Source organism: Nonomuraea sp. NPDC049158, assembly GCF_040648335.1.
Lineage (GTDB): Bacteria > Actinomycetota > Actinomycetes > Streptosporangiales > Streptosporangiaceae > Nonomuraea.
The window spans coordinates 17123-41558 of sequence record NZ_JBEZDM010000019.1; the positions used below are offsets into that span (position 1 = coordinate 17123).

Genomic DNA, 24436 nt, shown 5'->3' on the forward strand with positions numbered 1-24436 from the left:
GGATGCCTGGAACGGTCACATCACCGCGTCTGTTTTCAGCGGCCCGGCGGTGATGCGCACCGTCCGGATCTGGAGCGGTTCTCCCTCGTCAAGGTAGAAGATGTGCATGAACGGGGCACGCACCACCCGGTCCGGTTCAGCCTTCTTGGCCATGGTCGCTTCACCGCGCAGCAGGCGGACCCCGTCGCCCGCGGTCCAGAACTCCAACACCTCGTGGGTGATGTTCAGTGGCTCGTCGATCTTGACGAAGAACGCCTGGATGGCCTCGACGCCGTGGATGTGCTCAGTGCCGAAGTACATGTCGGTGTCCTCGGTCAGCGGCGCGAAGCCCTCGCCGAACTCCAGGGTGTCGATGGCTTCCATGAACTTCAGGACCCAGCCGGGTACGGCCGTCGCTTGTGCGGTGTCTGCCATGGTGATGGTCTCCTGATCAGGCAGTGGCGGGCAGCCCGCGTGATCGCCCCGATGTCCGGCGACAAGGTGGCAGCACGGACCTACCGGCGTTGGGTCGGCGAGGCGCTGGCGCGCCACGGAGAACGGCCCCGACTCCGAGCCCTCGCGGTAGCGCCCGGTGAGCCAGCCGCCGGCCAGCGGGCTGTACGGAATCACGCCCATCCCGTACCTCGCGCACGTGGGCAGCGTGTCGGCCTCGATCCCGCGCACGAGGATGGAGTACGGCGGCTGCTCGCACGTGAACTCCTTCTCGAAAGTGGCTCAGGCCAGGGTCGAGATGTCGATCACGAACCGGTACCGCACGTCGGAAGCAAGGACGCGCTCGTACGCCTCGTTGATCTTGTCGGCCGAGATGACCTCGATCTCGGCCCCGAGGTGGTGCTGGGCGCAGAAGTCGAGCATTTCCTGGGTTTCGCGGATGCCGCCGATCGCCGAACCGGCGAACGACCGGCGGCTCGAGATGAGGGGGAACACGTTGAACGCCAGCGGCTCGGCCGGCGCGCCGACGTTGACCATGGTGCCGTCCACGGCCAGCAGCGACAGGTAGGCGTCGAGGTCGATCTTCGCGCTGATGGTGTTCACGATGAGGTCGAAGGAGCCGGCGAGCTGCTCGAACGTCTCCGGGTCGCTCGTGGCGTAGTAGTGGTCCGCGCCCAGGCGCAGGCCGTCCTCCCTCTTCTTCAGCGACTGCGACAGGACGGTCACCTCGGCGCCCAGCGCGTGCGCGAGCTTGACGGCCATGTGACCGAGCCCGCCGAGCCCGACGACCGCCACCTTCTTGCCGGGGCCGGCGCCCCAGCGGCGCAGCGGCGAGTACGTCGTGATGCCGGCGCACAGCAGCGGCGCGGCGGAGTCGAGCTCGATGCCTTCGGGGATCCGCACGACGAAGTCCTCGGTCACCACGATGTGGGTGGAGTAGCCACCCTGGGTGATCCGTCCGTCTTTGTCGGTGGAGCCGTAGGTGAGTGTGTTCCCCTTGAGGCAGTACTGCTCCTCGCCCTTGCGGCAGCTGGAGCACTCGCGGCAGGAGTCGACCATGCAGCCGACGCCGACCCGGTCTCCGGCGGCGTACTGGGTGACCTCCGGGCCGACCGCGGCGACGATTCCGGCGATCTCGTGGCCGGGGGCGACGGGATAGGGGGCTGTGCCCCATTCGCCGCGTACGAAGTGGATGTCGGAGTGGCAGATGCCGCAGTACTTGATCTCGATGAGGACGTCGCGCGGGCCGACGTCGCGACGCTCGACCCTCGCCGGGGCGAGCGGCTCGGTCGCGGACGTGGCGGAGTAGGAGTTGACGGTGAGCATGTTTCCTTCTATGACTGACCAGCGGCGCGTGGCGACGCCGCCGAAGCGAGCGTGTTGCGAGCTGTTCTGAAGCTGCTCTGAGCAGGGAAAACGTCTCTTTCCCCTCTCCACTGTGCCACTGCCATATGCCGCCCGGCAGGGCGGGTTGTGCCGGGGAGCGGTGTTCAGGGGTGTGACAGGGCCCCCCAGGTGCCGGGTCGGTGGCGCAGGTTTGGGTATCGGTTCTGCGGCAATCGCCGACATGACGAAGGAGAGACGAAGGAGACAAGCCGATGACGACGTGGACGAGCGATGAGCTCAGCAGGATCGAAGCAGCCGACGAGTTGCGGATCGAGCCCCGGCGCGGCGACGGCACACTGGGCAAGCCGGTGCCGATCTGGGTCGTCCGCCATGACGACCACCTCTATGTCCGCTCCTACAAGGCGGGCGCGGGTGCCTGGTTCCGCACGGTCCAGGAGACCCACGAAGGACACATCCGGGCCGGCGGCGTCGACAAGGACGTCACCATCGAGGCGGAAACCGATCCTGACATCGACGACCGGATCGACGCCGCCTACCGCGCCAAGTACGGCCGCTACGGCGCGGCGTACATCGACACCATGGTGGCGCCCGACGTGCGAGCCACGACCCGCAAGCTCGAGCCTCGCTGAACCCACCCAAGATCGCCCGAACTCCTTACCTTGACGCTGGTGGCAACGTTCTAGCCTGTTGGCGACAGGCGGGGGTCATCGCATGCCGACCTTCCGTGGGCTAATCGGAGGAACGACGATGAAGTTCGGGATCAGCTACAACACAGCCTATTTCGGTGTCGACCCCGAGAGGATCATGGCCTTCGCCCGGCATGCCGAGGACAGCGGTTTCGAGTCGCTGTACCTGCCGGAGCACATCGCGCTGTATCCCGGTGCCGCGGTCGGGACCATGGAGCTGCCGCCGTCCCTACCGTACGCCGATCCGCTCGATTGCCTGAGCTTCGTCGCCGCGGCCACGGAGCGGATCCAGCTCGGAACGGGTGTGCTGCTGCTGCCGTACCACCACCCGGTGGTCCTCGCCAAGCGCCTGGCGACGATCGACGTGCTGTCCAAGGGGCGGATGCGGCTGCTGACCGTGGGGCTCGGCTCTCTGCCCGGCGAGGCGCGGGCGGTGGGGGTCGACTTCAGTACCCGGGGCCGGCGCGCCGACGAGGCGATCGATGTCATGCGCTTGCTCTGGGCTGGTGGCGAGGACGGCGTCAGCTTCGCGGGGGAGTTCTTCGCCTTCGACGACCTGTGCCAATTCCCCAAGCCCTTCGGTGTCACCCACCTGCCGATCCACATCGGCGGATCGAGCCGGGCGGCCGCCCGCCGCGCCGGGCGACGCGGCGACGGCTACTTTCCCGGCGGCGCGCTCGGTCCGGACGAGCGCGCCCTCCAGATGGGCCTCGCCCGCTCGACCGCCGTCGAGGCCGGCCGCAGCCCGGAAGCGCTGGAGTACACGCGATGGGGGTCGATCGACATGTCCGACGGGCAGCTCGAAGCCCTTGCCGCACAAGGCGTGACCCGCCTTGTCGTGAACCCCACCGCCCCGGACCTGGACCAGCAACGCGATCAGATGTCCGCGTTCGCCCAGCGCTTCGCTCTCCCCGATACCAGCGCGTGATCTGAACGGCGGGTGCCTGACCTGGCCCCGGAATTCCCGCTGGAGCCGATGGCCTGGAGCGCGTGCTCGACGGTCTGCGCGGTCCCGTGTACGTGCACATCGACCTCGACGTCGAGTAGGCGACGGGGCGCCTGCGGTGCGGCGTGCACCCCCGCCAAGTGGCCTCGATGACACCCGGCATACGCTTTTTCCAGGAAAGACCTGCGCCAACCGCATCAGATGCAGACGGGGGCAGTTGTCCGATGGCGAAGCTACTTTTCGTGATGACCGGAACGGCGTACTGGACGCTCAAGGACGGCACCAGGCACGCGACGGGTTACTGGGCCGAGGAGTTCGCGGCCCCGTACAAGGCGCTCACCGGGGCCGGCCACGAGATCGTGGTCGCCACCCCCAACGGGGTGATCCCGACCGTGGACATGATGAGCCTGCGCCCCGAGATGGCGGGTAGCGCGCAGATCGCACTCGATCTGGAGGCGATCATCCGTTCCGCCGAGGTGATGCGGCGGCCGATCCACCTGGCGGACGCCCGCCTGGAGGATTATGACGCCGTCTACTTCCCGGGCGGTCACGGTCCCATGGAAGACCTGTACGTCGACGCGGACGCCGGCCGGTTGCTGACCGCGGCGCTCGCCTCTGGCAAGCCGCTCGCGATCGTCTGCCACGCCCCGGCCGCGATGCTGGCCACCAGGATCCACGGCGTGTCGCCCTTCGCCGGCTACCAGGTCACCGCGTTCACCAACGAGGAGGAGAACGCGGTCGGGCTCGGCCCGAAGGCCCGCTGGTTGTTGGAGGACGAGCTCATCGACCTGGGGGTCGACTTCACCAAGGGCGAGATGTGGAAGCCCTATACGGTGGTCGACCGCACCCTGCTCACCGGGCAGAACCCCGCGTCGGCAGCCGTCCTGGCCGAACGACTGCTCAAGGTCCTTTAGTTACCGATCATGTCGAGGGACACCTGCCAGAGGCGGGCGGCGGCGTCGGGGTTGACGGCGTACGCCGCGTAACCGCGCCGGAGTCCGGGTGTGTGCGGGACGGCCGGCCGGCAGTCCTCGAAGTACTGTCCGGTCACGCCTTCGACGAGCGGCGAGGCGGCCAGCAGGGTCGAGGTGGCCGCCCCCTGCGGGATGTCCTTGACGGTCACGCCGTCGCTGGATTCGGGTTCGAACGATGCCGGTGGGGCGGTCATGTGCCGCGACAGGCCGGTGCTCCAGATACGGCCGGGGTTGAGCGCGTTGACGGTGATGCCGTCGCCGGCCCAGCGCCTGGCGGCTTCGACGGCGAACAGGATGTTCGCGGTCTTGGATTGGCTGTACGCCTTCCACTCGTCGTAGGGGTGGCGCTCGAAGTTGATGTCGTCCCAGATGATGTCCCCATTGACGTGACCCACGGAGCTCACGACCACGACGCGCGCCCGCCCGGCGGCCTTGAGGGCGTCGTGCAGTCCGACCGTGAGGGCGAAATGGCCGAGATGATTGGTGGCGAACTGCATCTCCCAGCCCTCCGCGGTACGCCGCTCGGGGGTGGCCATGATGCCGGCGTTGTCGACCAGGATGTCGAGCGGTCCCCGCCATGAGGCGACGAAGGCGTCGATCGAGTCGCGAACCGACAGGTCGAGAAATGCCTCCCGTACGCGCGGGTTGCCGGTGGACGCCACGATGTCGGCGGCGACCTTCTCGCCCTGGGCGGTGTCGCGGACCGCGAGGGTGACGTCGGCGCCGGCCTTGGCGAGCGCCCGTGCGGTCGCCACGCCGATTCCCGACGACGCTCCCGTCACGATGGCCTTCTTGGCGGACAGGTCGACGCCCTCGACGGTTTCCTCAGCGGTCGTGGCCGGCCCGAAGGGGATGGTGACGTGGGCGGTGTCCATGCTGATGTTCCCTTACAGAGGATTAACCGGAGCAGACTCCGCTTGGCTTCAATGTAAGCGGAGTAGGCTCCGGTTGCAACCGGCGGATGGACTCCGCGGGAAGCTGGCTGACCGTCCGCCCGTCCGGCGCCCCGGTGATCGGACGGGCGGACGCGGGCTGCGGGATCCGGCGCGGCCCGGCGGGGTCAGTCCTTGTCGTAGTACCAGTCGGTGCAGAAGCTCTCACCGTTGAAGCGGACGCACGCGCGCATGCTGTTGTGCAGATTGCTCAGGTCGTTGGAGAACTTGGCACTGAAGGGGCCGCACTGCGTCCACGTGACGCCGCCGTCGTAGGAGCGGTCGACCCAGGTCTGGTCTCCGGAGCGGTAGCCGCTGCGGGCGGCCGCGAAGGAGTGGTCGCTCAGCCGCTGGTTGACCAGGGCGATCTTCACCGTACGACCGCCGTGGGAGATCGTGCGTGTCCTGACGTCGTGGTCGGCGATCCCGTTACCGGGCCAGCTTCCGCAGTTGGTGTCCGCGGCCGCAGACGGCCCGGTGGCGGCGAGCAGGGGAAGGACGAGCAATGCCGCGACGAGGATCGCGGCGGTCCGGTGACGGGTGGCCGGCATGGAGAACCTCCTCTGTGACTTGACGCGAACTGTTCATGGCGCGCGGCACGCTGCCAAGAGGGAGAGCGGAAAACGGGACGGGTGGGATGCCGGCGACCCCTCTGGCCTGCGGGTTCATCTGCTCTTTGGGATGGTCTGACATGCTTCGGCGGCGGACACGGGAACGCTGAGGAGGTCCGGTGGACGAGCGGAAAGAGCGGGATTTCTCCTTCTTGCTGCGCAGGCTGAAGGAACGCAGCGGACGCAGCTACGAGGACCTGGCCGCCGCGTCCTTCGTCAGCCGCTCGACCCTGCACCGTTACTGCAGCGGCAAGAGCGTGCCCGCCGACATCGGCGTGGTGATGCGCTTCGCCCGGGAATGCGGCGCCGGGACCAAGGAACTGCAGGAGGTGCTTCGGGCCTGGGCGGTGGTGACCGCGGGCGGAGAGAAGGACTCGCCTGAAGAGACGGGAACGCTCGACGAAGAGGAGGTCGTGGGCCATAGGCCGGGAGTCGGCAGAGCTTCGAGATGGATGCGCGTCCTCAGCATCGTCACCGTGCTCGCTGTACTGGCCGGGAGCGGCCCCGCCGCGGGTCCCGGGAAAGCCGTACTGGCGGCGCAGTGGATCTCCGGACCCAGCTGGGTACGGGCACCCGAGCCCGTACCGAGGAAAATGTTCGGCGTCACCATGAACTCCAACACCGGCACCATGCCCGCCTTCGAGGTCGGCGCCGTCAGGTTGTGGGACAGCGGGACGCGGTGGGCGAGCATCGAGCCCCGCCGCGGAGAGTACGACTGGATCACGCTGGACCGCCTGGTGACGGGCGCGCGGCGGGCCGGACTACCCGTGCTTTTCGTCTTCGGCGGCACGCCGTCCTGGGCGGCGCCGCAGGCGCCCCCCGCCCCTTACGGGGACCAGTCCCGGGCCGGGGCGCCCGACGACCTGGGGGACTGGGAGCGGCTCGTACGGGCGCTGGTCGCCCGCTATCGGGGCCGCATCGAGGCCTACGAGCTGTGGGTGATGGGCAACGACGAGCGCTTCTTCACCGGCGGGGTCCCGCTGCTGGTCGAGATGACCCGTCGCGCCGCGCGGATCATTCGGCGGGCCGATCCGCGCGCGACCATCGTGTGCCCCGGCATGGGCCGATTGTGGGACCCCACCGCCCGGCAGGCGCTGGAGCGTTTCGCGGAGCTCGGCGGCTACCGCTACTGCGACGCCGCCGGCATCAAACTGCACCAGCGGCGCGCCTCGGATCCCCCGGAGACGATGCTGGAGATCCTGCACCTGGTCGACCGGACGTTCCACCGGCTCGGCATTCACCCTCCGCTGTGGAACACCGGGACGAGCTATGACATCCCGCTGCAGGGCTCGCTGGACGAACAACGGGCCGTCGACTACGCGGTGCGCTTCTACCTGCTGGGCCTGTACGCCACCAACCTCAACCTGAAACGCATGTACTTCTACAACTGGGGAGGAAGCGCGATCCCCGTCGTGCTGCAGGCGGAGGGGGGAGCGCCGACGCGGGCCGCGCTGGCCGTCGAGCAGTTGCAGCGCTGGCTGGCCCACGCCCGGCTCCGCTCCTGCGGGCAGGGGCTGCCCGTGGGGCTGCCGGCCAACGTCTGGCAGTGTGAGCTCATCGTCGCGGGGCCGGATGGCGAGCACGCCGCCGTCCTGCGGTGGACGCACCAGGGGGAGGCCTCCGTCGCCGTTCCCGGCGCCGGGACCGTGTGGCGGCTCGACGGCTCCAGCGGCCCGGTCCGGCCGGGCGACGCCGTCCAGATCACCGAACGGCCCGTCCTCATCACGTACCGGCCGGGGTCGTGAAGTGGCAGATGAGCCTGACACCTCCTCGGCTGGGGTGTCAGGCTCGGTGACCGCCTCGGGCTCAGAGCTTGCGGATCGATACGGCGTTGTCGCCGATCCCGCCGCCTCGGGGGTACACGCACAGGTAGGTCTGCACGACGGCGACGACGGTCCAGCCGGGCGGCGCCGACTGGACGCCGCAGATGATGAGGGTGCGGCCGGAGGGCAGACCGTTGATGTTGGTGAGGGTCTGCTGGTTGTTGAGGACGCCGTTGGGGGTCTTGCTGATTTCACAGTTGAAGGAGTAGGACAGCGCCGTGGCGTAGAACCCGGCCGGGGGCGGCGGCGTGATGCAGGTGGTCACCGTGCCGCCGGCCGAGGTGTCACTGATGACCTGGAGGGTTTTCGCGTTGTAGTAGATGGTGCCGGGCTGGCCACACTGGTACCAGTCGAAGTAGGCCGTCGGCATCGAACCGGTGGGGATGGGGGCGTTCGCGCAGACGTTCGAGCTGGGGCCGAGCATCCGTGTCGATGCTCCCGCCGGGAAGGGAGAAAGACACATGACGGCGGCCGCCGCGACGACGATGGCGGTCAGCAGTCTTCTCATCGGCGCTCCTGTCGAATCGATGTTGGGGGGAAACATCACGACTCATCATTACTGGGCGCCTGCCTCTGAGAAATGCTCATTGTTGCCCAAATGTGTGATTAGCCCTTTTTTGTCATATATATTGCGCGTTTCGCCGAAAGCTGCGATACTTCCGGCCATAATAAGATACGCGGCTCAGCTATTTAATGTAGTGACCTCAATGCCCGCACACTGTCGGCGGACAGCGGGACGGCGCGGAGCCGCATCTTGGGTTGTTTGGCCTCTTCTCGCAGGTCAGCTGCTCCGAATCCTTAATCGATGATGGCGGTGACCTCGGCTTCGACGAGAATGCCGGGCTCGAAGAGGATCTCGACCCCGATCAGCGCGGCCGGCGGCGTGGCGATATCGAACTCGAGGGCCGCCTGGTCGATTCCCGCTTTGAAGGCGTCGTACATCTCCCTCTTCCAGCCCGCCGCGTACCACGTGAAGCGGACGACGTCGTGGAACGTCGCTCCTGCCGCGTCGAGCGCCTTGGCGACGTTGCGGTAGACCTGGGCGACCTGTCCGGCGAGGTCGCCCGGTGCCACGAGTTCGCCGTTCTCGTCCCAGGCGACTTGTCCGGCGATGTGGACCTGCCTGCTACCCGTCGCCACCGCGACGTGGTGGTAGAGCGGGACCTGGACGTGGTTATCGGGGTTGATCAGCGAGACGGTCATGATATTTCCTATCGATCTTCTGGGATCCCACGGGTCCGCGCCCGTGGTCTCTTGTGGTTACTCAGAAACTATAGGAGAGTGTGCGCTGACGTGGAAGAACGAACTTTTTAGTGACTGGGGAACCAGATGGTGACCAAGCAGCTCGGAGACTCCTCCGATGAAGCGGATCTGCGGCGCGCGGACTCCCTCGCGCGGGAGATCTTCTCGGATGTCGCCAACAAGTGGGCGTTGCTGATCATCGAGGCGCTCGGTGAGCGCACCCTGCGCTTCAGCGAGCTGCGGGACGAGGTCGAGGGCATCAGTCACAAGATGCTCACCCAGAACCTGCGCATGCTGGAGCGCAACGGCCTGGCCGAGCGAAAGGTGCACCCCACCGTGCCGCCACGGGTCGAGTACACCCTCACCGAGCCGGGCCAGGCCTTGCGAGCGACGGTCGACTTGATCTGCGACTGGACCCACCTGTACTTCGGTCACATCGAAGCCGCCCGCCGCGACTTCACCACCTGACCTGCGCGTCAGCGCCGGCGGCGGAACCGGAGGCGACACCCTGCTCGCGCGACGCCCTGGACGAAGTGATCGACACCGCCTCGGGCCCGCGGAACACCCAGGCCAGACGACGACGTGATGGTCGAGCCCAGCGGTCGCCGTCCTGTCCTGTTTCCTGTTCAGCCCGCGCAAAAAGCCGGCGGCCGAGCCCGCCCGGCAGTTGACCTAGCGCTCGTTCGGGCATATATATCGAGAGGTAAACATATGTAGTAGACCCGATATCAGGCGGGAGCACCCCAGTGGCGCGTACCCAGGATCAGCGGCGAGCCGAGACCCGGGCCCGGCTGATCGACGCCGCCGCTGACCTGTTCGCCCGCAAGGGGTTTCACGCGGTGTCCGCCGAGGCGGTGGCCGATGCGGCCGATCGCACGACCGGCGCGCTGTACAACCACTTCGGCGGCAAGGAAGGGCTGCTGCTCGCGCTGCTGGAGGTGTGGAAGGACCAGACCGCAGCCGAGTTGCTCGCCGGGTTCGAGGAGATCACCGAGCTCGACGACCGGCTGGCCGCCCTGTTCGAAGCGCTGACCCTTAAGGACGAGGATCGCGGTGCGTCATGGCTCCTGCTCGAGCTGGAGCTGTGGCTGCACGGCGCGCGCGATCCCGTCATCGCCGAGCCACTGGCCAGGCGTTATGCCGACATCCGTGCCCGGCTCGCCGGCGGGCTGTCCGACTGGGCCGAGACGGCGGGCGTGCCGCTGCGCCGATCGCCGGAGCGGACGGCCACGGCCGTGCTCGGGGTGCTGATCGGCTGCGCGGTCCAGCACCGGCTCGATCCCGCCGCGGTCGAGGAGCGAGCCGTCGTGGAGAGCCTGCGCGACCTACTCGGACTGCCCGACCCCTGAGTCCTTCGACGTCCCGGGCCCGACCGCTCGACCTGCTCGACTCCTAGATTCTCGCGCCGAAAGGGAGCCCATGCGGATCAACCTGCTCGAAGAAACGTGGGAACGCGAAGTTCCGCACGACCAGTTCGCCTACCTTCGCCGGAACGCGCCCGTCCACTGGCACGACGTCCCCGACGACACCGGCTTCTGGGCCGTCACGAAATATCATGACATTAAGGCGATCAGCCGGGACGTACAGACCTGGTCAACCGAGATCGGGACCGCGTTCATCCGTACCCAGACGCCGGAGTTCATCGAGATCGCCAGCATGATGCTGCTGAACATGGACCCGCCCAAGCAGACCCGTTACCGCCGGCTGGTGAGCGCGGGCTTCACGCCCAGGACGATCGCCCGGCTGCGGGGCACCATCCAACGGCGGGCCGAGAAGATCGCGGAAGGCGTACGGGAGCGGGACGGCGAGGTCGAGTTCGTGACCGACGTGGCCGAATATCTGCCGCTGCAGATGATCTGCGACCTGATCGGCGTCCCCGAGGAGGACCACCACCTGATCTTCGAGTGGTCCAACCGCATGGTCGGCTTCCAGGATCCCGACTTCCGCACGACGCCCGAGGACGGCGAGATCGCCGGGGCCGAGATCTTCTCCTACTGCGACAGCCTGGTCGACGACCGCCGCCGCAACCCGCGTGACGACATTCTCACCGCGCTGGTGGAGGGGGAGGTCGACGGCGACAGGCTGACCAGGGAAGAGATCGACTCCTTCTTCGTGATCCTCTGCGTCGCCGGGAACGAGACCACCCGCAACCTCATCGCCCACGCCATGAACGCCCTCATCCTCCACCCGGACAGCTACCGCGACCTGGCGTCCGGCCTCGATGACGAGGGCCTGTGGCGCAGCGCCACCGAGGAGTTCCTGCGCTGGGGTTCTTCGATCCACAACTTCCGGCGTACGGCCACGCGCGACACCGAACTCCGCGGCCAGAAGATCGCCGAGGGGGAGAAGGTGGTGACGTTCTACATGTCCGGCAACCATGACGAGGACGTCTTCGCCGACCCGTACACCTTCGACATCCGCCGCAGCCCCAACGACCACATGACGTTCGGCGGCGGCGGTCCGCACTTCTGCCTGGGCGCCAACCTGGCCCGGCTGCAGATCAACTGCATGATCAGGGAGCTGCTGCGCCGCTTCCCCGAGGCGGAGCACGCGGGGCCGGTCAAGCGGATGCGATCCGATTTCATCAACGGCGTCAAGCACATGCCTGTGCGCTTCTCCATGGCCGGGACGAAGTAGGGCTTCCGAACCTACGTGGCGTTCAATGGCCGCCGAGGGCGTGCCAGATGAGGGCCGCGGTGCGCTCCGGCCAGCGGGGCGGCGGGGTGGGGTCGGCCAGCGCCCGGCCGTACCAGCTGCCGGTGCACATGGTGACGGCGATCTCCAGGTCGGCATCGGCGTCGATGAGACCGCTCCGCTGCGCCGACTGGAGGATGGCGAGGATACGGCGGCGCCGCGGCGCGACCACACGCGCGCGGTAACGGGCGAGCACCTCCGGTTCGGTGGTGTCCTGCAGCATGGTGCCGACCAGGGAGAGCCGGCCCGGCAGGGAGACACCGCGCTGGAAGTCGGCCAGTTCGGCGACCAGCGCGGCATAGGGATCCAGCGGCGGATTCGCCTGCGTCTCTTCGGTCATGCTCGCCACCGCGGCGGCGGCGAGCTCGGCCTTGCCCGGCCACCTGCGGTACAGGGCCGGGCGGCTGGTACCCGCCTCCTGGGCGACGGCGGCCAGCGACATGCGCTCATAGCCGTACACGGCCAGATGGCGCCGGGCGACGGCCAGGATCCGGTCGTCGATGGTGGCGTCCCGCGTTCGCCCGGTCTTTCCCGCCATGATCCCGCCACCTATTCCATTACAATGCTGTAATGTAACGAAAGAATCCCTTGCCTCACTCTATAAAGGGGCCTCCATCGTGGTCATCGAGTACATCCGATATACGGTTCCAGCCGGCCGAGCCGACGAGTTCGAGCAGGCGTACAAGAGGGCGTCGAGCGTGCTCGACGCCGACCCGCACTGTCTGGCTTACGAGATCGCCCGAGGTGTCGAGGAGCCCGAGCACTACACGGTGCGGATCGAATGGGACTCCGTCGAAGGACATGAGCAGGGTTTCCGCCGCAGCCCCGGGTTCGGTGCGTTCTTCGCCGCGGTGAAGCCCTTCTTCTCCGACATCGACGAGATGAAGCACTATGACATCCGCTTCGGGTCCCGATGAACACGGCTGAGTTACTGGCACGGGCCCGCCTGCCCATCCGGTGCTCTCCGCGCCATGATCGACGGCCACCAGGTTCCCGACGCGCCGCGCGAACCCGCGATCGAGGTGTCCACGGACGGACCGTACCGAATCACCGGCGGCATCCCGCTCGGCGGCGACGCCTCCCGGGAGCACTACAGCCTGTGCCGGTGCGGCCACTCACGAAACAAGCCGCTCTGCAGTGGCATGCACTACTACGTGGGCTTCGCCGATCCGCCGCTGTCGGAGTACCCCACGCTCTTCTGGGCCGGCGGTCTGCCCGCGCTGAAGCGGATGACGCACATCTTCTACGAGAAGTACGTCCCGCAGGACGACCTCCTCGGCCCGTTGTTCGCCCGGATGTCGCCGGACCATCTGGAACGCGTCGCCGCATGGCTCGCCGAGACGTTCGGCGGCCCCAAGCTCTACACCGAGCAGTACGGCGGCTACGACCACATGGTCGCCGAGCACGCCGGCAAGTCGCTGACCGAACAGTGGCGAGCCCGATGGGCGCAGCTCATCAGCCAGGCCGCCGACGATGCCGGGCTGCCCACCGACCCGGAGTTCCGGGCGGCGTTCGCCGGCTACATCGAATGGGGATCCAGGATCGCACTGGAGAACTCCCAGCCCGGCGCCACACCGCCGCCGCACATGCCGGTGCCCCAATGGTGGTGGGTGTGCGAAGCCAAACCCGGCTCCCGCGTCTCCGCCCTGGCACCACCCGCGCAACCGGCGCAGGTTCGGCTTCCGGCAGCTGGTGAGCCGGTCGGTTTCGCCGACCACATCAAGCCGCTGTTCCGGGAGGTGGACCGCAAATCGATGAGCTTCGCCTTCGACCTGTGGTCGCAGGAGGACGTCGCCCAGCACGCCGACGCGATCCTGCACCGGCTCCGCCAGGGCACCATGCCGTGCGACGGCGCCTGGTCCGCCGAGCAGGTCGACCTCTTCGCCCGATGGATCACCGAAGGAACCGCGCCGTAAGCCGTAAGGCGAAGCCGGCGTCCTCCTCGACGGAACGGAGCGATCCCGCCATGATCGTCGTCACTGGGGCCACGGGCACCCTCGGCGCACCGCTGGTGCGGGGCCTGCGAGAACGGGGCGTGCCCACGCGTGCCATATCGCGCACCACGGCCTCCCCTGAACCGGGCATCCAGTGGGTCACCGCCGACCTGGACGACATGTCAACGCTGGTCGCCGCGTACGCGGACGCCGACGCGGTGTTCCTGGTCACGCCGGTGCATCCGCGAATGGCGCGGTTCGCCCGCAATGTGATCGAGGCCGCGGTCCGAGGCGGGAATCGGCCGCGGATCGTGCTGCTGGCCGCGGCCGGGCTCGACCAGAACGTGCGAGGCGTCCGTTTCCTGAACGCGCACGCCGAAGGGCTGGCCGCGCTGAGAGCCAGTGACCTGCCCTATACGGTGCTGGCCCCCAATGGCTTCTTCCAGAACCTGCTCACCATGGCGGGCGCGATCCGCGCCGGCACACTCGCGGCTCCCGCCGGCGACGCCGCGATCTCGTTCGTGGACGCCCGTGACGTCGCCGACGTGGCCGCGCACGTGCTGACCACCGACGGGCACGACCGCGCGACCTACACACTCACCGGACCACAATCGCTCACGCACGCCGAGATCGCCGGCCAGCTCGGTGCTGTCGCGGGCTCGACCGTCCGCTACTCGGCGCTGTCACCGGAACAGGCCCGCGACCAGCTGACCGCCGCCGGACTGGATCCCTGGCGGGTGGACGGCCTGATCGAGCTCTACGGCTTCTACGCGAGCGGTCACGCCGCCGCCGTCAGCGACGACATCGAGCGTCTCCTCGGCCGTGCGCCGCGCTCACTCGCCGAGTTCGCCGCCGACCACCGCCAGGCGTTCACACCCTGGGTGAAACAGTGATGCGAGGAACTCGGCGGCGCCCGTTGGGGTCTCCTCCCCAGCCCAGGTTCTTCGAGATCTCGTAGGCCGCTTGGCGGAACGTGTCGATGTGCGCACGCAGTTGCTCCAGCGGCGCGACCGCGCGCAGGGCGGTGATGGAGATGGCGTGAGTGACCTTGCCGCGGGGCGTCGAACACCGGCAGTGCCACGCAGTTGATGTGGTCCTCGCGCTCGCCGTCGTCCTCGGCCCAGCCCCGCTCCCTGGTGAGCGTGAGGTCGGCTTCGAATGCGGCGGCGTCGGTGATGGTCGTGGGGGTCTCCGAGGTGGACCGTGTGGCCGTAGCGCTCGCTCAGGTCGTTCAGGATCGGGTGCGCGAGGGAGCGGGCCTCGACCTGGTCGAGGGCCAGCCGGCCGAGCGCGGTGAGCTGGAAGCCCATGGCGTACGCGATCAGCGAAGTAATGTCGGTTGCTAACTGGGGAGTTCCCCACTTAACCTGACCAGCATGACACTGAGCGCCGACGACCGCGCGGCCATCACAGAGCTGATCTCCCTGCACGGGCACCTGTTCGACAACGGCGAGCTCGACCGGCTGGACGAGCTGTTCACCCCCGACGTCGTCTACGACGCCACCGACTACGGCGTCGGATCACTGGAGGGCGTGGCGGCGATTCTGGACGCCGCGCTCACACTGGGCGCGCGCAACCCCGTGGGCCATCACGTGACCAACGTCGTGCTCACCGAACTCGCCGACGGCAGGGTGCGCGCCCGGTCCAAGGCGATCGCCATCATGGCGGGCGGCACCTGCGGAAGCGCGACCTACGACGATGTCATCTCGTACGGCGAGCAGGGGTGGCGGATCAGCCACCGCAAGATCATCGCGCGGCGAGCGCCCCTCGGGGGTCTCGGCAGCTCATGACCACGGTCAGCCGCCCTGAAGCTTGTCCGCCGTAGTGTGACAAGGTGACCGTTCCCGCCGACCAGATCTCCACCGCCTTGGCGCCGTTCGTGGCGACGCTGGCCGCGTACGATCTCGGGCCGGGCTCGGGCGGCGTTCATCGCGGACTTCCCTCATCCACGGTGTCGATCACGATCCCCGAGGAGGACCCGCTGGAGATCGCCTGGGTCGGGCGGCCCGGCTCACGCAGACGGCTCCGGGCGGTGGTGGCCGGGCTCCATCTGAGCGCGGCCGAGCTGCGGCAAGAGGGGTGCACGCGCGGCGTGTGGTTGACGCTCAGCCCACTGGGCGCCGGCGCGCTGCTGGGACTTCCCTCGTCGGCACTGGCCGGCGACATCGCCGATCTCGCCGACGTCGTCCCGGCGATGGCGGACCTGCCGGAGCGTTTGGCGGCCTGCCGGTCCTGGCCGCAACGTCGCGCCCTCGTCGAACGCTCGCTGCTCACCGGCCTGGCCCGGCACGGCGAGCGTGCCAACAGTCGCGAGCTGCGGGCCACACTCGCGGTCCTGTCCGGGACCACCCGGGTGCAGGAGGCCGCTCAGTTGCTCGGGCGCTCCCGGCGGCACCTGAGCAGTACGGTTCGTACCGAGTTCGGGGTGACGCCGAAGGAGTACCAACGGCTCGTCCGCTTCGAGGCCGCCCGGGGCCGGCTCGTGGCCGCCGCCGGTGGGGGAGGGGACGGTCTGGCGGCGGTGGCCGCCGCGTCGGGATTCGCCGATCAGGCGCACCTCACCCGGGAGTGGCGGGCCATGGCCGGGTGCACGCCCACCGAGTGGCTGCGCGCCGAAGGCCTGACCGTACGGGGTTCGCCGGCCCGCGATCGGCCACCGGGCGAGAAGCGTGCCTCCAACCGGCCACCGGGCGAGGAGCGCGCCTCCAACCGGCTGCCGAGCGAGGAGCGCGCGTCCAGGTGACAGCCGATGCGGGCGCGTTCGTTCCCATATGTTCAAGACCCTTACGCCCACCCGACCTCACCATGGGCACATGACGCCAGATATCCGCATTACCCCTCGTCTCATCGTGCCCGACCCGGACCGCGCGTCGGCGTTCTACCAGGACGCGCTCGGCGCCGAGCAAGTGTTCCGTGCTCCGCAGGGCGACGATGGACGGCCCGCCATCGTCGACCACCGCATCGGCGGTTCGTCCTTCCGCGTCTCGCCGGCCGTCTCGTCGTGGGGCTGGCTCTCACCAAGCGACCTCGGCGGCTCCGCGGTACTCCTGGAGATCGAGGTCGGCGACCCGGACGCGGTCGGCGAACGCATGATCGCCCACGGCGCCGAGGTGCTCGTGCCCATCGAGAACCGGCCCTACGGAAAGCGCTCGGGCCGCGTCCGTGACCCATTCGGCCACCTGTGGATCATCACCGGTGACCTCCGCTGAGCCGACCTTGGACCGGGGTGGGCGCCGGAGGTCAGGGCATTCGTGCCCAGAAGTCGAGGCTGTGCTCGGCCACGTAGTCCGTGCCGCCGATCCGTTCGGGTGCCAGGGATTGAACGTGACCGGTGCTGACGTCGGGCCAGTCCGGCAGGTCCGCGCGGGCGGGATCACCGTGGCGGGCGAAGGTCGTCCAGTACTGGTTCATCCGGTTGGCGAACTCGCGTTGTGCCGCCGACAGCGACGTACCGCCGCCGGGAAAGTCGAATTGGTACGCCAGGGCGCTCGAATGCTGGGCGCCGGTCGGGAACCCCGGGAGCGGCACGAGCGATGGGGCGGCCCGGTCGGCGAACTCGTAGAACCAGGTGCCGGTGTGCGCGGCGAAGGCGCGGCCCAGCTCCCAGGCCGGTCGCGCCCAGGCCCGGTCCGTGGCGATCTGAGCCCAGGCGAGGCTCGGCGTCGGGAAGCCGTCGAGAGGGTAGCGGGCGGCGACCTGATCGGCCGAGTCACCGAACGCCTCGGCCACCAGCCGCGGGTAGCTCTCGGCTGTGACCGGGTTGCCGACGAAGTCGGCGAAGAGCCCGACGAAGAAACGCGCCTCGTCGCGCATGGCACCCAGCATCAGCGGTATCCGGTGGAATCGTCCGGCGGGTATCGCCGTCGAGGGCGACTCAGGCAGGGTGATCCCGCCGAAGGCGGGCCGGATGAAGGAGTCCGAGGCCTGGAGCAGGTCTGTCACCGGGACCCGCCGGAGCTGCGCGAGCGCCGACTCGGGATCACTGCCCGGCGTGACCCAGCCGCGCTCGGCCGCGACCGCGGCGCCGAACTGCTCCAGTTCGGCCATCGGGGCCCACCTCGGCGGGAGCGCCGGAACACCGGGAATGAAGGTGTGCGTCGGCGTCGTGCCTAGTACCGAGAACGGGCTCTGCAGGATCGCTCGGTGGAACAACCCCGCCGACGCGGGTGACACGAGGTGTGCCGCGATCATGAGGGCCCCGTACGATTCTCCGACCAGGGTCACATTCCCCGGGTCGCCGCCGAATTGCGCGATTTCCCGCCGCACCCAGCGCAGTACGGCCTGCTGATCCCGCAGACCGAAGGTGCCACCGCCGGCGAGACCCGGGTAGCCGAAGCACCCGAACACGCCGAGCCGGAAGTTCGGCGCCACGACGACGACGTCGCCGGCTACGGCCAGCCGCTGAGCCTCGTAGGCAGCGGCACTGCCGTTCGTCCCGCCGCCACCGTGCAGCCATACCAGCACCGGGCGGCCGATGCCCTGGGCGGCATCCGGCACGGTGATGTCGAGCGTCAGACAGTCCTCGTCCACGGAGGTGACGTCCGCGAACGACTGGGCCAGCTGCGGCGCCGGGTTTCCGGGCATGGTCGCGTCCCGGACCCCGGACCACGGCTCGACCGGCGCGGGCGGCCGCCATCGCCGGTCTCCGATCGGAGCCGCGGCATAAGGAATCCCCCGGAAGGAGAGGTGGCCGTCAAGTCGGCGGCCGCGGATGTCACCGCTGCTCAGCTGTACGGTCACGTGCTGGGTCATGGTGCGAACTCCGTGGTCAGTGTGCGCGTCGCGAGTTCCCGGCCAAGTGGCGCCGTCCCACCTGATCTCCGTAGCAATATGGTCATATTGCTACGATAACAGTATGACCGTATTGCGATGAAAAGTACCGCAGTCAGGAGAGTGAGCGATCATGATGCCCGGCGAACACCGTGGCGACGACCGGGCGCAACACGTCGCGCGCCGAGAACGCGTCCGCACCCGAGAGGGCGACCTGATCGGCCAGGCCCTGCAAGGTCGCGAGGATCATGCGGGCGGCGAGCACGGTGTCCACGCCGGAATCGACCTCGCCGCGCTTCCTGCCGTCCTCGACCGCCATCGTGACGTATCCGAGCAGGTCACCACCCGCCCGCCGGGCGACCTCGGCGAGAGCGGGGTGATGCGGCGCCTGAGTCGAAAGGCACTGCCGGACGCGATACTCGATCTCCCGCTCCTCGTCCAGCGGCAACAGCTCGACGAGACTGTCGAGCAGCACCTGCGAGACCTGGAGACCGGCATCCGAACCCTCACGGACGCGCGCCCCCACCCGCTCGCTCATGCGACGCACGGTGTCGTCGTAGGCGAAGCGGAGCAGCTCGTCCTTGCCGGCGAAGTAGTGCTGAATGAGCCCGACCGAAACCCCGGCCTCCGCCGCCACGCGCGAGAACGAGACGCCGGCCAACCCCTCCGCGGCGAGCAGACGCTGGAATGCCCGTGCGATCTGGACACGACGCTGATCATGATCGGCAACCCGCGGCACCCCGCTATCGTACAGCCGTATTGTTACCTTCACCCCGGATCAGGAGTTCGGCACATGCGCGCCAACCTGCGCGACGATCTGAAAACCGCTCTCAAGGCCCGCGACCGCATCGCGATCACCGCACTCCGCTCCGCCCTGGCGGCGATCGAGAACGCCGAAGCCGTCGCGGTCGACCCCCCGCCGCCCGGCGCCCCGGAGCACAACGAGCACTTCGCGGGATCGACCGCCGGCCTGGGCGCCGCCGACGTGGAACGTCGCCTCCTCACCGAGGCCGATCTGCTGTCGATCCTCGAGAAGGAAGTGCGGGAGCGCTCGGTCGCCGCGCGGGAGTACGAGCGGCTGGGCCGCGACGGCCACGCCGAACGGCTCCGCGCGGAGGCCGAGGTGCTGAGCCGGTACCTGAAGCCGACCGGCTGAACACACCACGACCGCCCCGTTGGCCTGTCACAAACGGGGCGGCTGTCTTGTCCTCACTCCGGACAATCCCTGTTCAGATGGAGGAACACATGAGCGCACACCAGCCTTCAGGCGTTGAGGTGATCGCGACCCTGCCGGAGGCGGCGGCCCGGATTCCGGCCGGCGCCGAGGCCAGGACCGTCCGGGTCACCCTGCCGCCCGGCGACCCCGGCGCGCCGCCGCACCGGCACCCCGGGCCGATCTTCGGCTACGTGACCCAGGGCGAGATCCTCTTCGAGCTGGAGGGGCAGCCGCCCCGGGTGCTCAAGGCCGGCGACGCCGTGTTCGAGCCCGGGGGCGACGTGATCCACCTCCAGGGCGGCAACAACCTTCCGGACGCGCAGTCGCAGCTGGTGGTGACCTTGTTCGCGCTGCCGGGCACTCCGGTTCTGACCGTGGTCAGCGCGGAGGAGCTCGCCGAACGGCGACACCTACGGGTTACCCAGCCATGATGGCCACCGGCACCGCCTGATATACGAAGAGTCCATCTCCCATCACGTTGGGTGACGGTAGATTTCCCGTGTGGCGAACGCAGCGGATTCTCGTGAGGCCGAGTTCGGAGCCGAGTCGCGGCGGCGGGTCGAGACGGGCCGTTCGCGGTCCCGGCCCGCTGCCGGGTGCCCCTATCCGGGGCTGACGTCCTTCCGCACCGGGGACGCGCGCTTGTTCTTCGGTCGCGAGCGGGCCGTGGCCGATCTGGTGGCCCTGCTCGCCGACCCCGATACGGCGGGTCATCCGGCGATCGTGATCGGCCCGTCGGGAGTGGGCAAGTCCTCGCTGCTGCGCGCCGGTCTGGCGCCGGCCGTGCTGCGGGGCGCGCTGCCCGGTCGCCGGCCGGGCCGGCCGAGCGTGGCGTACCTGACGCCGACCGCCCAGCCGATGCGCGAGCTGGGCGGCGTCGACTCGCGCACGCTGGTGATCGTCGACCAGTTCGAGGAGCTGTTCACGCTCTGCGGCGACGAGGCCGCCCGGCAGGCGTTCATCGCCGAGCTGTGCCACCGGGCGGCGGCCGGTCTCGCGGTGGTCCTGGGCGTACGCGCCGATTTCTACGGCCAGTGCGTGGCCCACCCGCCGCTGCTGGCGGCGCTGCGGGCGCGTTGCCTGCCGCTCGGGCCGATGGCGGCCGGGCAGCTGCGCCAGGCGATCAGCGAGCCGGCCGCCGTGGCGCAGCTGGACATCGAAGCCGGCCTGGTCGAGCTGCTGCTGCGCGACGTGGGCGCCCGCACCAGCGGCGCCTGCGACGCCGGGGCGCTGCCCCTGCTGTCCCATGCTCTGCGGGCGACCTGGCAGAAGCGGACCGGCAGTCTGCTCACCGTCGCGGGCTACGAGCGTACCGGCGGCATCCGGGGGGCGATCGAGGTCACGGCGGAGCAGGCGTACGCGGAGCTCGACCCGGCACAGCAGCAGGTGGCCCGGCACATGATGCTGCGCCTGATCCAGGTCGGCGACGGGACGGCCGACACCCGCCGCCGGCTGGCCCGCCAGGCACTGACCGACGACGGGGACGAGGCCGTCCTGGAGGCGTTCATCCGGGCCCGGCTGCTGACGGCCAACACCGCATGGGTGGAGATCAGTCACGAGGTCCTGTTCGACGCCTGGCCCCGGCTGAAAGGCTGGATCGACGCCGACCGGACGGGGCTGCGGATCCGGCGGCAGCTCGCCGACGCCGCCGAGGCGTGGGAAGGTGCGGGCCGCGACGACGGCCTGCTGATGCGCGGTCCCCAGCTGACCATGCTGCGCGAATGGGCCGACGCGGCACTCGCCGTCGCCCTCACCCCCGCCGAGTGCGACTTCCTGACCGCCAGCCGGCAATGCGGTGAGGCCGAGCAAGTCGAGACGCTGCGGCGTAACCGCAGGCTGCGCCGCCTGGTCCGCTGCCTGGGAATCACGCTGGCGCTGACCGCGGTCGGCATGGTGGTCGCGGTCAGGCAGGCGGCGGAGGCGCACCGGCAGGAACGCGGTTCCCTGGCCGGGCGGCTGTCCGTCGAGGCGGCCCGGCTGGCCGGGCACCGGCCGGAGGTGGCGGCGCTGCTCGCCGCGGCGGCCGTCGAGCAGGACCGCACTCCGCAGTCGCTCGGCGCGCTGATGAGCACGCAGGCGGACGGGTTCGCCGGCCGCCTGGCCGGGCACGGGGCGGCACTGTGGGGGGCGTCCTTCAGCGCTGACGGCTCGACGCTCGCCACCGTCGACCACGGTGGCCGCGCCCTGCTGTGGGACGCTCGCCGCCGGACCGTGACCCATACGCTGGAAGACCTCTCCGCCCGCCTCACCGCCATCGCCGTCAGCCCGGACGGGCGCCTGGTCGCCGGGGCGGGCGATGACAAGCGGCTGCGGATGTGGGACGCCGGGACCGGCAGGAGGCTGGCGACGCGCGAGCTACCGGGCGGTACGGCGATGGGCGGCCTCTCCTTCGATCAGAAGGGCTCGATCCTGGCCGTGGCCGGGACCGGGGTCGTGCTGTGGCGGGCGAGCGACCTGCGGGCGCTGCCGGCTCCGCCGTGGGGGTCCGACGCGATCGAAGGTGCCGCGTTCAGCCCCGATGGCACGCTGCTGGCCGCCGCCGGCCACGACGGAAGACTGCGGCTCTGGCGCACCGACGGCGAGAGCGGGCCGCCGCCGGCTCTCCAAGCGGGCGCGCACGCGTTGCACGACGTCGCCTTCAGCCCGGACGGCACGCGGCTGGCCGCCGCCGGTGACGACGGTGCCGTACGACTCTGGCGTACCTCCGACTGGCACCCGTCGGGGGTGCTCACCGGGCATCGCGGCGCCGCGTGGGATCTCGACTTCCGCGGCGACGGCCAGCTGCTGGCCACGGCGGGTGAGGACCAGCGGATCCTGCTGTGGGACGTGGCAGCGGGCCGCCGGCTGGCCGAGCTGAGCGGCCACAGCGGCGCCGTGCACGCGGTCGCCTTCCCCCGCAGCGGGACGCTGCTGGTCAGCGCCGCCGCCGACACGACCGGGGCCATCTGGGACACCTCGGGCTGGGAGATCCGTGGCTGTCCCGAGCCGGAGACGGTCGCGGCGGCATGGGGACCCTGGGGTCTGGTGACGGGTGGCGCCGACGGCGTCGTTCGCTCCGGCGGACCCGCCGCCGCGACCGGGCAGTGCGAGCAGCTGTCCCTGCCGTACTCACGCCTCCGCGCTCTGGCAAGGGGCGGGAAGGACGGTGACCTGCTGGTGGCCGGCGGTGACAGGGGTTGGATACGGGTCTGGAGCCTGCGGCGCCGTACCGAGCTCTACCGGCTCGACTCCGGGGCCGCAGACCAGCACGGTGTCGCCGTCGACCCCGAAGGCGATCTCGTGGCGGGCGGCTATGGCAACGAGATCCTGGTGTGGCACATCACCGCGGGTCAAGCCGCCAGAGTGGACAAGTGGACGGCGAGCGGGACGGTGGGCTCGCTCGCGTTCGACCCCGGCGTGCGGACGCTGACGACAGGCGAGGACCGGGCCGTCTATGTGCGGCGGCTCGGCGATCCCGCCTCGCGGCGGCTCCTCATGGTCGCCACCGCGCCGATCACGGCGCTCGCCTACAGCGCGGACGGCACCATGCTGGCGATCGGCTCCGACGACGGCACGGTGCGGCTCTGGCAGGTCCAGGGGCGCCGCGAGCTGTTCGCCCTGTCCACCCGCCAGGGCTCCATCCGGGCGCTGGGCTTCGCCGCCGGCCATGGGCGCCTGGCCGTCACCGGAGCGCTCGGCACGGTGCGCTGGTGGGATCTGGACGAAGGGGCGTCGCTGCGCCATGCCTGCGACATCGCCTCCGTGCCCCAGTCGCAGGAATGGGCGCGGCTCGTACCGAACATGAACCCCTTGCCGCCCTGCGCCTTCAGCTCCTCACGTGCGCCGGTATCAGCGCCACGCGCCTCGCCGGAGCGCGTCATCGGCGCGGCCGGGCACCCCGTCGTGGCCGGTCCGGGGCCGACCAGTGGGCCGGGCGCGTGAGCGCGGACGGCAGCTTGGTGGCGCTGTCGCCGCCGGCCGCGTTGAGCTGCGGCTGGGTGAGGAAGATGCTGCCCGTGAGGTCGGCGCCGGCGAGCTCGGCGCCTCGGAGGTCGGCGCCGATCAGGTCGGCCAGCCGCAGGTCGGCGCCACGCAGGTCGGCGCCGATGAGGTAGGCCCCGCGCAGGTCGGCACCTCGCAGGTCGGCGCCCTTGAGCTTGGCCCCGATGAGGTCGGCGCCCCTGCGGTTCTTCCGGCGCGGGGTCTCGCCCCGGACCAGCTCGCTCGTACGCAGCAGCAGCGTGTTGACGCTCTGCCGGTGCGCGGGCACGTCCACGAGCAGGAGGGCGTCGGCGTCGCCGGTGCTGAGACGGCCGGTCTCGTCGAGCGCGGCGCGGAGGTCGTCGTGGAGCTCGCGGGCCGGGTCGAGGGTCAGCGCCTCGGTCAGGTACCACAGCAACTCGTGGAGCTGGCGCACCACCGGGAACACCGCGAACATCCGCGTGGCCGTCTCCGGAGCCCGCCGCCAGTCCTGCCCGACGAAAGTGATCTGGGAGACCTTCTGCCCCGCGCCGAAGCAGTCATAGACCGTGCAGCCCGGGAAGCCGCGCTCCCTGAGGTCGCGGTGGATGCCGCAGCGGAAGTCCGCCTCCAGGTTGGGGCACGGCCGTCCGGCGTCCTTGTCGATCGCGAAGTCGGCCGAGGCCGCGAAGGGCAGCGCCACGCAGCACAGCCCGAAGCAGCTTTCGCAGTCGGCTTTCAGGGATTCGGACAAGAGCAGAAGTCTCCTTCTGGGATACCGGGCTTCCGACAGTACCCCAGCTCCGCGGCCGAGAATCCGGGGGCGCGCCACACTCCGGGGCCCGGCACCGCTCTCAGATCGGAAGCCACGCAACGTCGGCGTGGAGATC

The 24436-nt window shown here is 69.6% G+C and carries 27 protein-coding genes and 1 pseudogene; 17 read left to right on the top strand and 11 right to left on the bottom strand.

All coding sequences use genetic code 11. The annotated features are described in order from the left end of the window. Window positions 1-15 precede the first annotated feature (15 nt). Together AB0B61_RS33715 and AB0B61_RS33720 are read right to left on the bottom strand one after the other, a co-directional pair. Window positions 16-693: pseudogene (locus AB0B61_RS33715) on the bottom strand (aldo/keto reductase); the annotation flags it as partial. Window positions 694-714: 21 nt separating this feature from the next. Beyond that, on the bottom strand, window positions 715-1758 hold the full coding sequence (locus tag AB0B61_RS33720) for an NAD(P)-dependent alcohol dehydrogenase (protein ID WP_358440577.1): 1044 nt from the start codon (window positions 1756-1758) through the stop codon (window positions 715-717). A 272-nt stretch (window positions 1759-2030) separates the two neighbouring features. On the opposite strand from AB0B61_RS33720, the gene AB0B61_RS33725 reads away from it, so the two are divergent. The 3 genes from AB0B61_RS33725 (at window position 2031) to AB0B61_RS33735 (ending at window position 4325) form a co-directional block, all read left to right on the top strand. Beyond that, window positions 2031-2408: a DUF2255 family protein gene (locus tag AB0B61_RS33725; protein ID WP_358440579.1), complete on the top strand. Its 378-nt coding sequence runs from the start codon at window positions 2031-2033 to the stop codon at window positions 2406-2408. Window positions 2409-2526: 118 nt separating this feature from the next. After that, window positions 2527-3393 carry a TIGR03619 family F420-dependent LLM class oxidoreductase gene (locus tag AB0B61_RS33730; protein ID WP_358440582.1) on the top strand — a complete coding sequence of 289 codons (867 nt, stop codon included), beginning with the start codon at window positions 2527-2529 and terminating at the stop codon, window positions 3391-3393. 242 nt (window positions 3394-3635) lie between these two features. Further along, on the top strand, window positions 3636-4325 hold the full coding sequence (locus AB0B61_RS33735) for a type 1 glutamine amidotransferase domain-containing protein (protein WP_358440584.1): 690 nt from the start codon (window positions 3636-3638) through the stop codon (window positions 4323-4325). On the opposite strand, the gene AB0B61_RS33740 is transcribed toward AB0B61_RS33735, so the two are convergent. Further along, window positions 4322-5260, bottom strand: coding sequence for an SDR family NAD(P)-dependent oxidoreductase (locus AB0B61_RS33740; protein WP_358440587.1), 939 nt, complete (start codon window positions 5258-5260; stop codon window positions 4322-4324). The genes AB0B61_RS33735 and AB0B61_RS33740 overlap by 4 nt on opposite strands. Window positions 5261-5445: 185 nt before the next feature. Next, window positions 5446-5868, bottom strand: coding sequence for a hypothetical protein (locus tag AB0B61_RS33745; RefSeq protein WP_358440590.1), 423 nt, complete (start codon window positions 5866-5868; stop codon window positions 5446-5448). Between the two features lie 179 nt (window positions 5869-6047). On the opposite strand from AB0B61_RS33745, the gene AB0B61_RS33750 reads away from it, so the two are divergent. After that, window positions 6048-7673 carry a helix-turn-helix domain-containing protein gene (locus tag AB0B61_RS33750; protein WP_358440593.1) on the top strand — a complete coding sequence of 542 codons (1626 nt, stop codon included), beginning with the start codon at window positions 6048-6050 and terminating at the stop codon, window positions 7671-7673. A 61-nt stretch (window positions 7674-7734) separates the two neighbouring features. On the opposite strand, the gene AB0B61_RS33755 is transcribed toward AB0B61_RS33750, so the two are convergent. Continuing rightward, the gene (locus AB0B61_RS33755) at window positions 7735-8259 is read right to left on the bottom strand and encodes a hypothetical protein (RefSeq protein ID WP_358440595.1); all 525 of its coding nucleotides are present in this window, start codon (window positions 8257-8259) and stop codon (window positions 7735-7737) included. 290 nt (window positions 8260-8549) lie between these two features. Beyond that, window positions 8550-8954: a RidA family protein gene (locus tag AB0B61_RS33760; RefSeq protein ID WP_358440598.1), complete on the bottom strand. Its 405-nt coding sequence runs from the start codon at window positions 8952-8954 to the stop codon at window positions 8550-8552. 126 nt (window positions 8955-9080) lie between these two features. On the opposite strand from AB0B61_RS33760, the gene AB0B61_RS33765 reads away from it, so the two are divergent. The 3 genes from AB0B61_RS33765 (at window position 9081) to AB0B61_RS33775 (ending at window position 11630) form a co-directional block, all read left to right on the top strand. Beyond that, window positions 9081-9461 (top strand): helix-turn-helix domain-containing protein, encoded by a 381-nt coding sequence (locus tag AB0B61_RS33765; protein WP_358440601.1) that lies wholly within the window; start codon window positions 9081-9083, stop codon window positions 9459-9461. Window positions 9462-9739: 278 nt separating this feature from the next. Next, window positions 9740-10342, top strand: coding sequence for a TetR/AcrR family transcriptional regulator (locus AB0B61_RS33770; RefSeq protein ID WP_358440604.1), 603 nt, complete (start codon window positions 9740-9742; stop codon window positions 10340-10342). A gap of 70 nt (window positions 10343-10412) precedes the next feature. After that, window positions 10413-11630 (top strand): cytochrome P450, encoded by a 1218-nt coding sequence (locus tag AB0B61_RS33775; RefSeq protein ID WP_358440606.1) that lies wholly within the window; start codon window positions 10413-10415, stop codon window positions 11628-11630. Between the two features lie 22 nt (window positions 11631-11652). On the opposite strand, the gene AB0B61_RS33780 is transcribed toward AB0B61_RS33775, so the two are convergent. Next, complete coding sequence (locus AB0B61_RS33780; protein WP_358440609.1) at window positions 11653-12225, bottom strand: TetR/AcrR family transcriptional regulator; 573 nt, start codon at window positions 12223-12225, stop codon at window positions 11653-11655. 79 nt (window positions 12226-12304) lie between these two features. Here AB0B61_RS33780 and AB0B61_RS33785 point away from each other — a divergent pair, with 79 nt between their 5' ends. From AB0B61_RS33785 to AB0B61_RS33795, 3 genes are read left to right on the top strand one after another with little or no spacing between them, the layout of a single operon-like run. Continuing rightward, window positions 12305-12604 (top strand): antibiotic biosynthesis monooxygenase family protein, encoded by a 300-nt coding sequence (locus tag AB0B61_RS33785; RefSeq protein WP_358440611.1) that lies wholly within the window; start codon window positions 12305-12307, stop codon window positions 12602-12604. Between the two features lie 54 nt (window positions 12605-12658). After that, a complete protein-coding gene (locus AB0B61_RS33790) occupies window positions 12659-13603 on the top strand; it encodes a CDGSH iron-sulfur domain-containing protein (RefSeq protein ID WP_358440614.1) in 945 nt (314 codons plus the stop codon). 50 nt (window positions 13604-13653) lie between these two features. Next, window positions 13654-14514: an NAD(P)H-binding protein gene (locus AB0B61_RS33795; RefSeq protein ID WP_358440617.1), complete on the top strand. Its 861-nt coding sequence runs from the start codon at window positions 13654-13656 to the stop codon at window positions 14512-14514. On the opposite strand, the gene AB0B61_RS33800 is transcribed toward AB0B61_RS33795, so the two are convergent. Beyond that, window positions 14400-14798, bottom strand: coding sequence for an IclR family transcriptional regulator C-terminal domain-containing protein (locus tag AB0B61_RS33800; RefSeq protein ID WP_358441053.1), 399 nt, complete (start codon window positions 14796-14798; stop codon window positions 14400-14402). The two genes, AB0B61_RS33795 and AB0B61_RS33800, sit on opposite strands and share 115 nt — an antisense overlap. Between AB0B61_RS33800 and AB0B61_RS33805 the strand changes: the two genes are divergently transcribed. The 4 genes from AB0B61_RS33805 to AB0B61_RS33820 all read left to right on the top strand — a co-directional run bounded on the left by AB0B61_RS33805 (window position 14764) and on the right by AB0B61_RS33820 (window position 16830). Next, entirely contained in the window at window positions 14764-14967 is a 204-nt protein-coding gene (locus tag AB0B61_RS33805; protein ID WP_358440620.1) for a hypothetical protein, read from the top strand. The two genes, AB0B61_RS33800 and AB0B61_RS33805, sit on opposite strands and share 35 nt — an antisense overlap. Window positions 14968-14997: 30 nt before the next feature. Beyond that, window positions 14998-15411, top strand: a complete 414-nt coding sequence (locus AB0B61_RS33810; RefSeq protein ID WP_358440621.1) for a nuclear transport factor 2 family protein — start codon at window positions 14998-15000, stop codon at window positions 15409-15411. Window positions 15412-15455: 44 nt separating this feature from the next. Continuing rightward, complete coding sequence (locus AB0B61_RS33815; RefSeq protein ID WP_358440624.1) at window positions 15456-16364, top strand: helix-turn-helix domain-containing protein; 909 nt, start codon at window positions 15456-15458, stop codon at window positions 16362-16364. Window positions 16365-16434: 70 nt separating this feature from the next. Continuing rightward, on the top strand, window positions 16435-16830 hold the full coding sequence (locus AB0B61_RS33820; RefSeq protein ID WP_358440626.1) for a VOC family protein: 396 nt from the start codon (window positions 16435-16437) through the stop codon (window positions 16828-16830). 31 nt (window positions 16831-16861) lie between these two features. On the opposite strand, the gene AB0B61_RS33825 is transcribed toward AB0B61_RS33820, so the two are convergent. Next, window positions 16862-18373: a carboxylesterase family protein gene (locus AB0B61_RS33825; RefSeq protein WP_358440629.1), complete on the bottom strand. Its 1512-nt coding sequence runs from the start codon at window positions 18371-18373 to the stop codon at window positions 16862-16864. Window positions 18374-18506: 133 nt separating this feature from the next. Then, window positions 18507-19130 (bottom strand): TetR/AcrR family transcriptional regulator, encoded by a 624-nt coding sequence (locus AB0B61_RS33830; RefSeq protein ID WP_358440631.1) that lies wholly within the window; start codon window positions 19128-19130, stop codon window positions 18507-18509. 54 nt (window positions 19131-19184) lie between these two features. Between AB0B61_RS33830 and AB0B61_RS33835 the strand changes: the two genes are divergently transcribed. From AB0B61_RS33835 to AB0B61_RS33845, 3 genes are all read left to right on the top strand, one after another. Continuing rightward, a complete protein-coding gene (locus tag AB0B61_RS33835; protein ID WP_358440633.1) occupies window positions 19185-19547 on the top strand; it encodes a GatB/YqeY domain-containing protein in 363 nt (120 codons plus the stop codon). A gap of 89 nt (window positions 19548-19636) precedes the next feature. Continuing rightward, complete coding sequence (locus AB0B61_RS33840; RefSeq protein ID WP_358440635.1) at window positions 19637-20038, top strand: cupin domain-containing protein; 402 nt, start codon at window positions 19637-19639, stop codon at window positions 20036-20038. Between the two features lie 70 nt (window positions 20039-20108). After that, a complete protein-coding gene (locus AB0B61_RS33845) occupies window positions 20109-23528 on the top strand; it encodes a hypothetical protein (RefSeq protein WP_358440638.1) in 3420 nt (1139 codons plus the stop codon). On the opposite strand, the gene AB0B61_RS33850 is transcribed toward AB0B61_RS33845, so the two are convergent. After that, on the bottom strand, window positions 23464-24300 hold the full coding sequence (locus tag AB0B61_RS33850) for a pentapeptide repeat-containing protein (RefSeq protein WP_358440640.1): 837 nt from the start codon (window positions 24298-24300) through the stop codon (window positions 23464-23466). The two genes, AB0B61_RS33845 and AB0B61_RS33850, sit on opposite strands and share 65 nt — an antisense overlap. Window positions 24301-24436: the final 136 nt, after the last annotated feature.

Coding starts and splice junctions, on each gene's coding strand:
- AB0B61_RS33720 (WP_358440577.1), bottom strand. CDS start 1,758: ATGCTCACCGTCAACTCCTACTCCGCCACGTCCGCGACCGAGCCGCTC.
- AB0B61_RS33795 (WP_358440617.1), top strand. CDS start 13,654: ATGATCGTCGTCACTGGGGCCACGGGCACCCTCGGCGCACCGCTGGTG.
- AB0B61_RS33760 (WP_358440598.1), bottom strand. CDS start 8,954: ATGACCGTCTCGCTGATCAACCCCGATAACCACGTCCAGGTCCCGCTC.
- AB0B61_RS33740 (WP_358440587.1), bottom strand. CDS start 5,260: ATGGACACCGCCCACGTCACCATCCCCTTCGGGCCGGCCACGACCGCT.
- AB0B61_RS33780 (WP_358440609.1), bottom strand. CDS start 12,225: ATGGCGGGAAAGACCGGGCGAACGCGGGACGCCACCATCGACGACCGG.
- AB0B61_RS33790 (WP_358440614.1), top strand. CDS start 12,659: ATGATCGACGGCCACCAGGTTCCCGACGCGCCGCGCGAACCCGCGATC.
- AB0B61_RS33755 (WP_358440595.1), bottom strand. CDS start 8,259: ATGAGAAGACTGCTGACCGCCATCGTCGTCGCGGCGGCCGCCGTCATG.
- AB0B61_RS33745 (WP_358440590.1), bottom strand. CDS start 5,868: ATGCCGGCCACCCGTCACCGGACCGCCGCGATCCTCGTCGCGGCATTG.
- AB0B61_RS33765 (WP_358440601.1), top strand. CDS start 9,081: ATGGTGACCAAGCAGCTCGGAGACTCCTCCGATGAAGCGGATCTGCGG.
- AB0B61_RS33775 (WP_358440606.1), top strand. CDS start 10,413: ATGCGGATCAACCTGCTCGAAGAAACGTGGGAACGCGAAGTTCCGCAC.
- AB0B61_RS33725 (WP_358440579.1), top strand. CDS start 2,031: ATGACGACGTGGACGAGCGATGAGCTCAGCAGGATCGAAGCAGCCGAC.
- AB0B61_RS33730 (WP_358440582.1), top strand. CDS start 2,527: ATGAAGTTCGGGATCAGCTACAACACAGCCTATTTCGGTGTCGACCCC.
- AB0B61_RS33735 (WP_358440584.1), top strand. CDS start 3,636: ATGGCGAAGCTACTTTTCGTGATGACCGGAACGGCGTACTGGACGCTC.
- AB0B61_RS33810 (WP_358440621.1), top strand. CDS start 14,998: ATGACACTGAGCGCCGACGACCGCGCGGCCATCACAGAGCTGATCTCC.
- AB0B61_RS33840 (WP_358440635.1), top strand. CDS start 19,637: ATGAGCGCACACCAGCCTTCAGGCGTTGAGGTGATCGCGACCCTGCCG.
- AB0B61_RS33825 (WP_358440629.1), bottom strand. CDS start 18,373: ATGACCCAGCACGTGACCGTACAGCTGAGCAGCGGTGACATCCGCGGC.
- AB0B61_RS33835 (WP_358440633.1), top strand. CDS start 19,185: ATGCGCGCCAACCTGCGCGACGATCTGAAAACCGCTCTCAAGGCCCGC.
- AB0B61_RS33820 (WP_358440626.1), top strand. CDS start 16,435: ATGACGCCAGATATCCGCATTACCCCTCGTCTCATCGTGCCCGACCCG.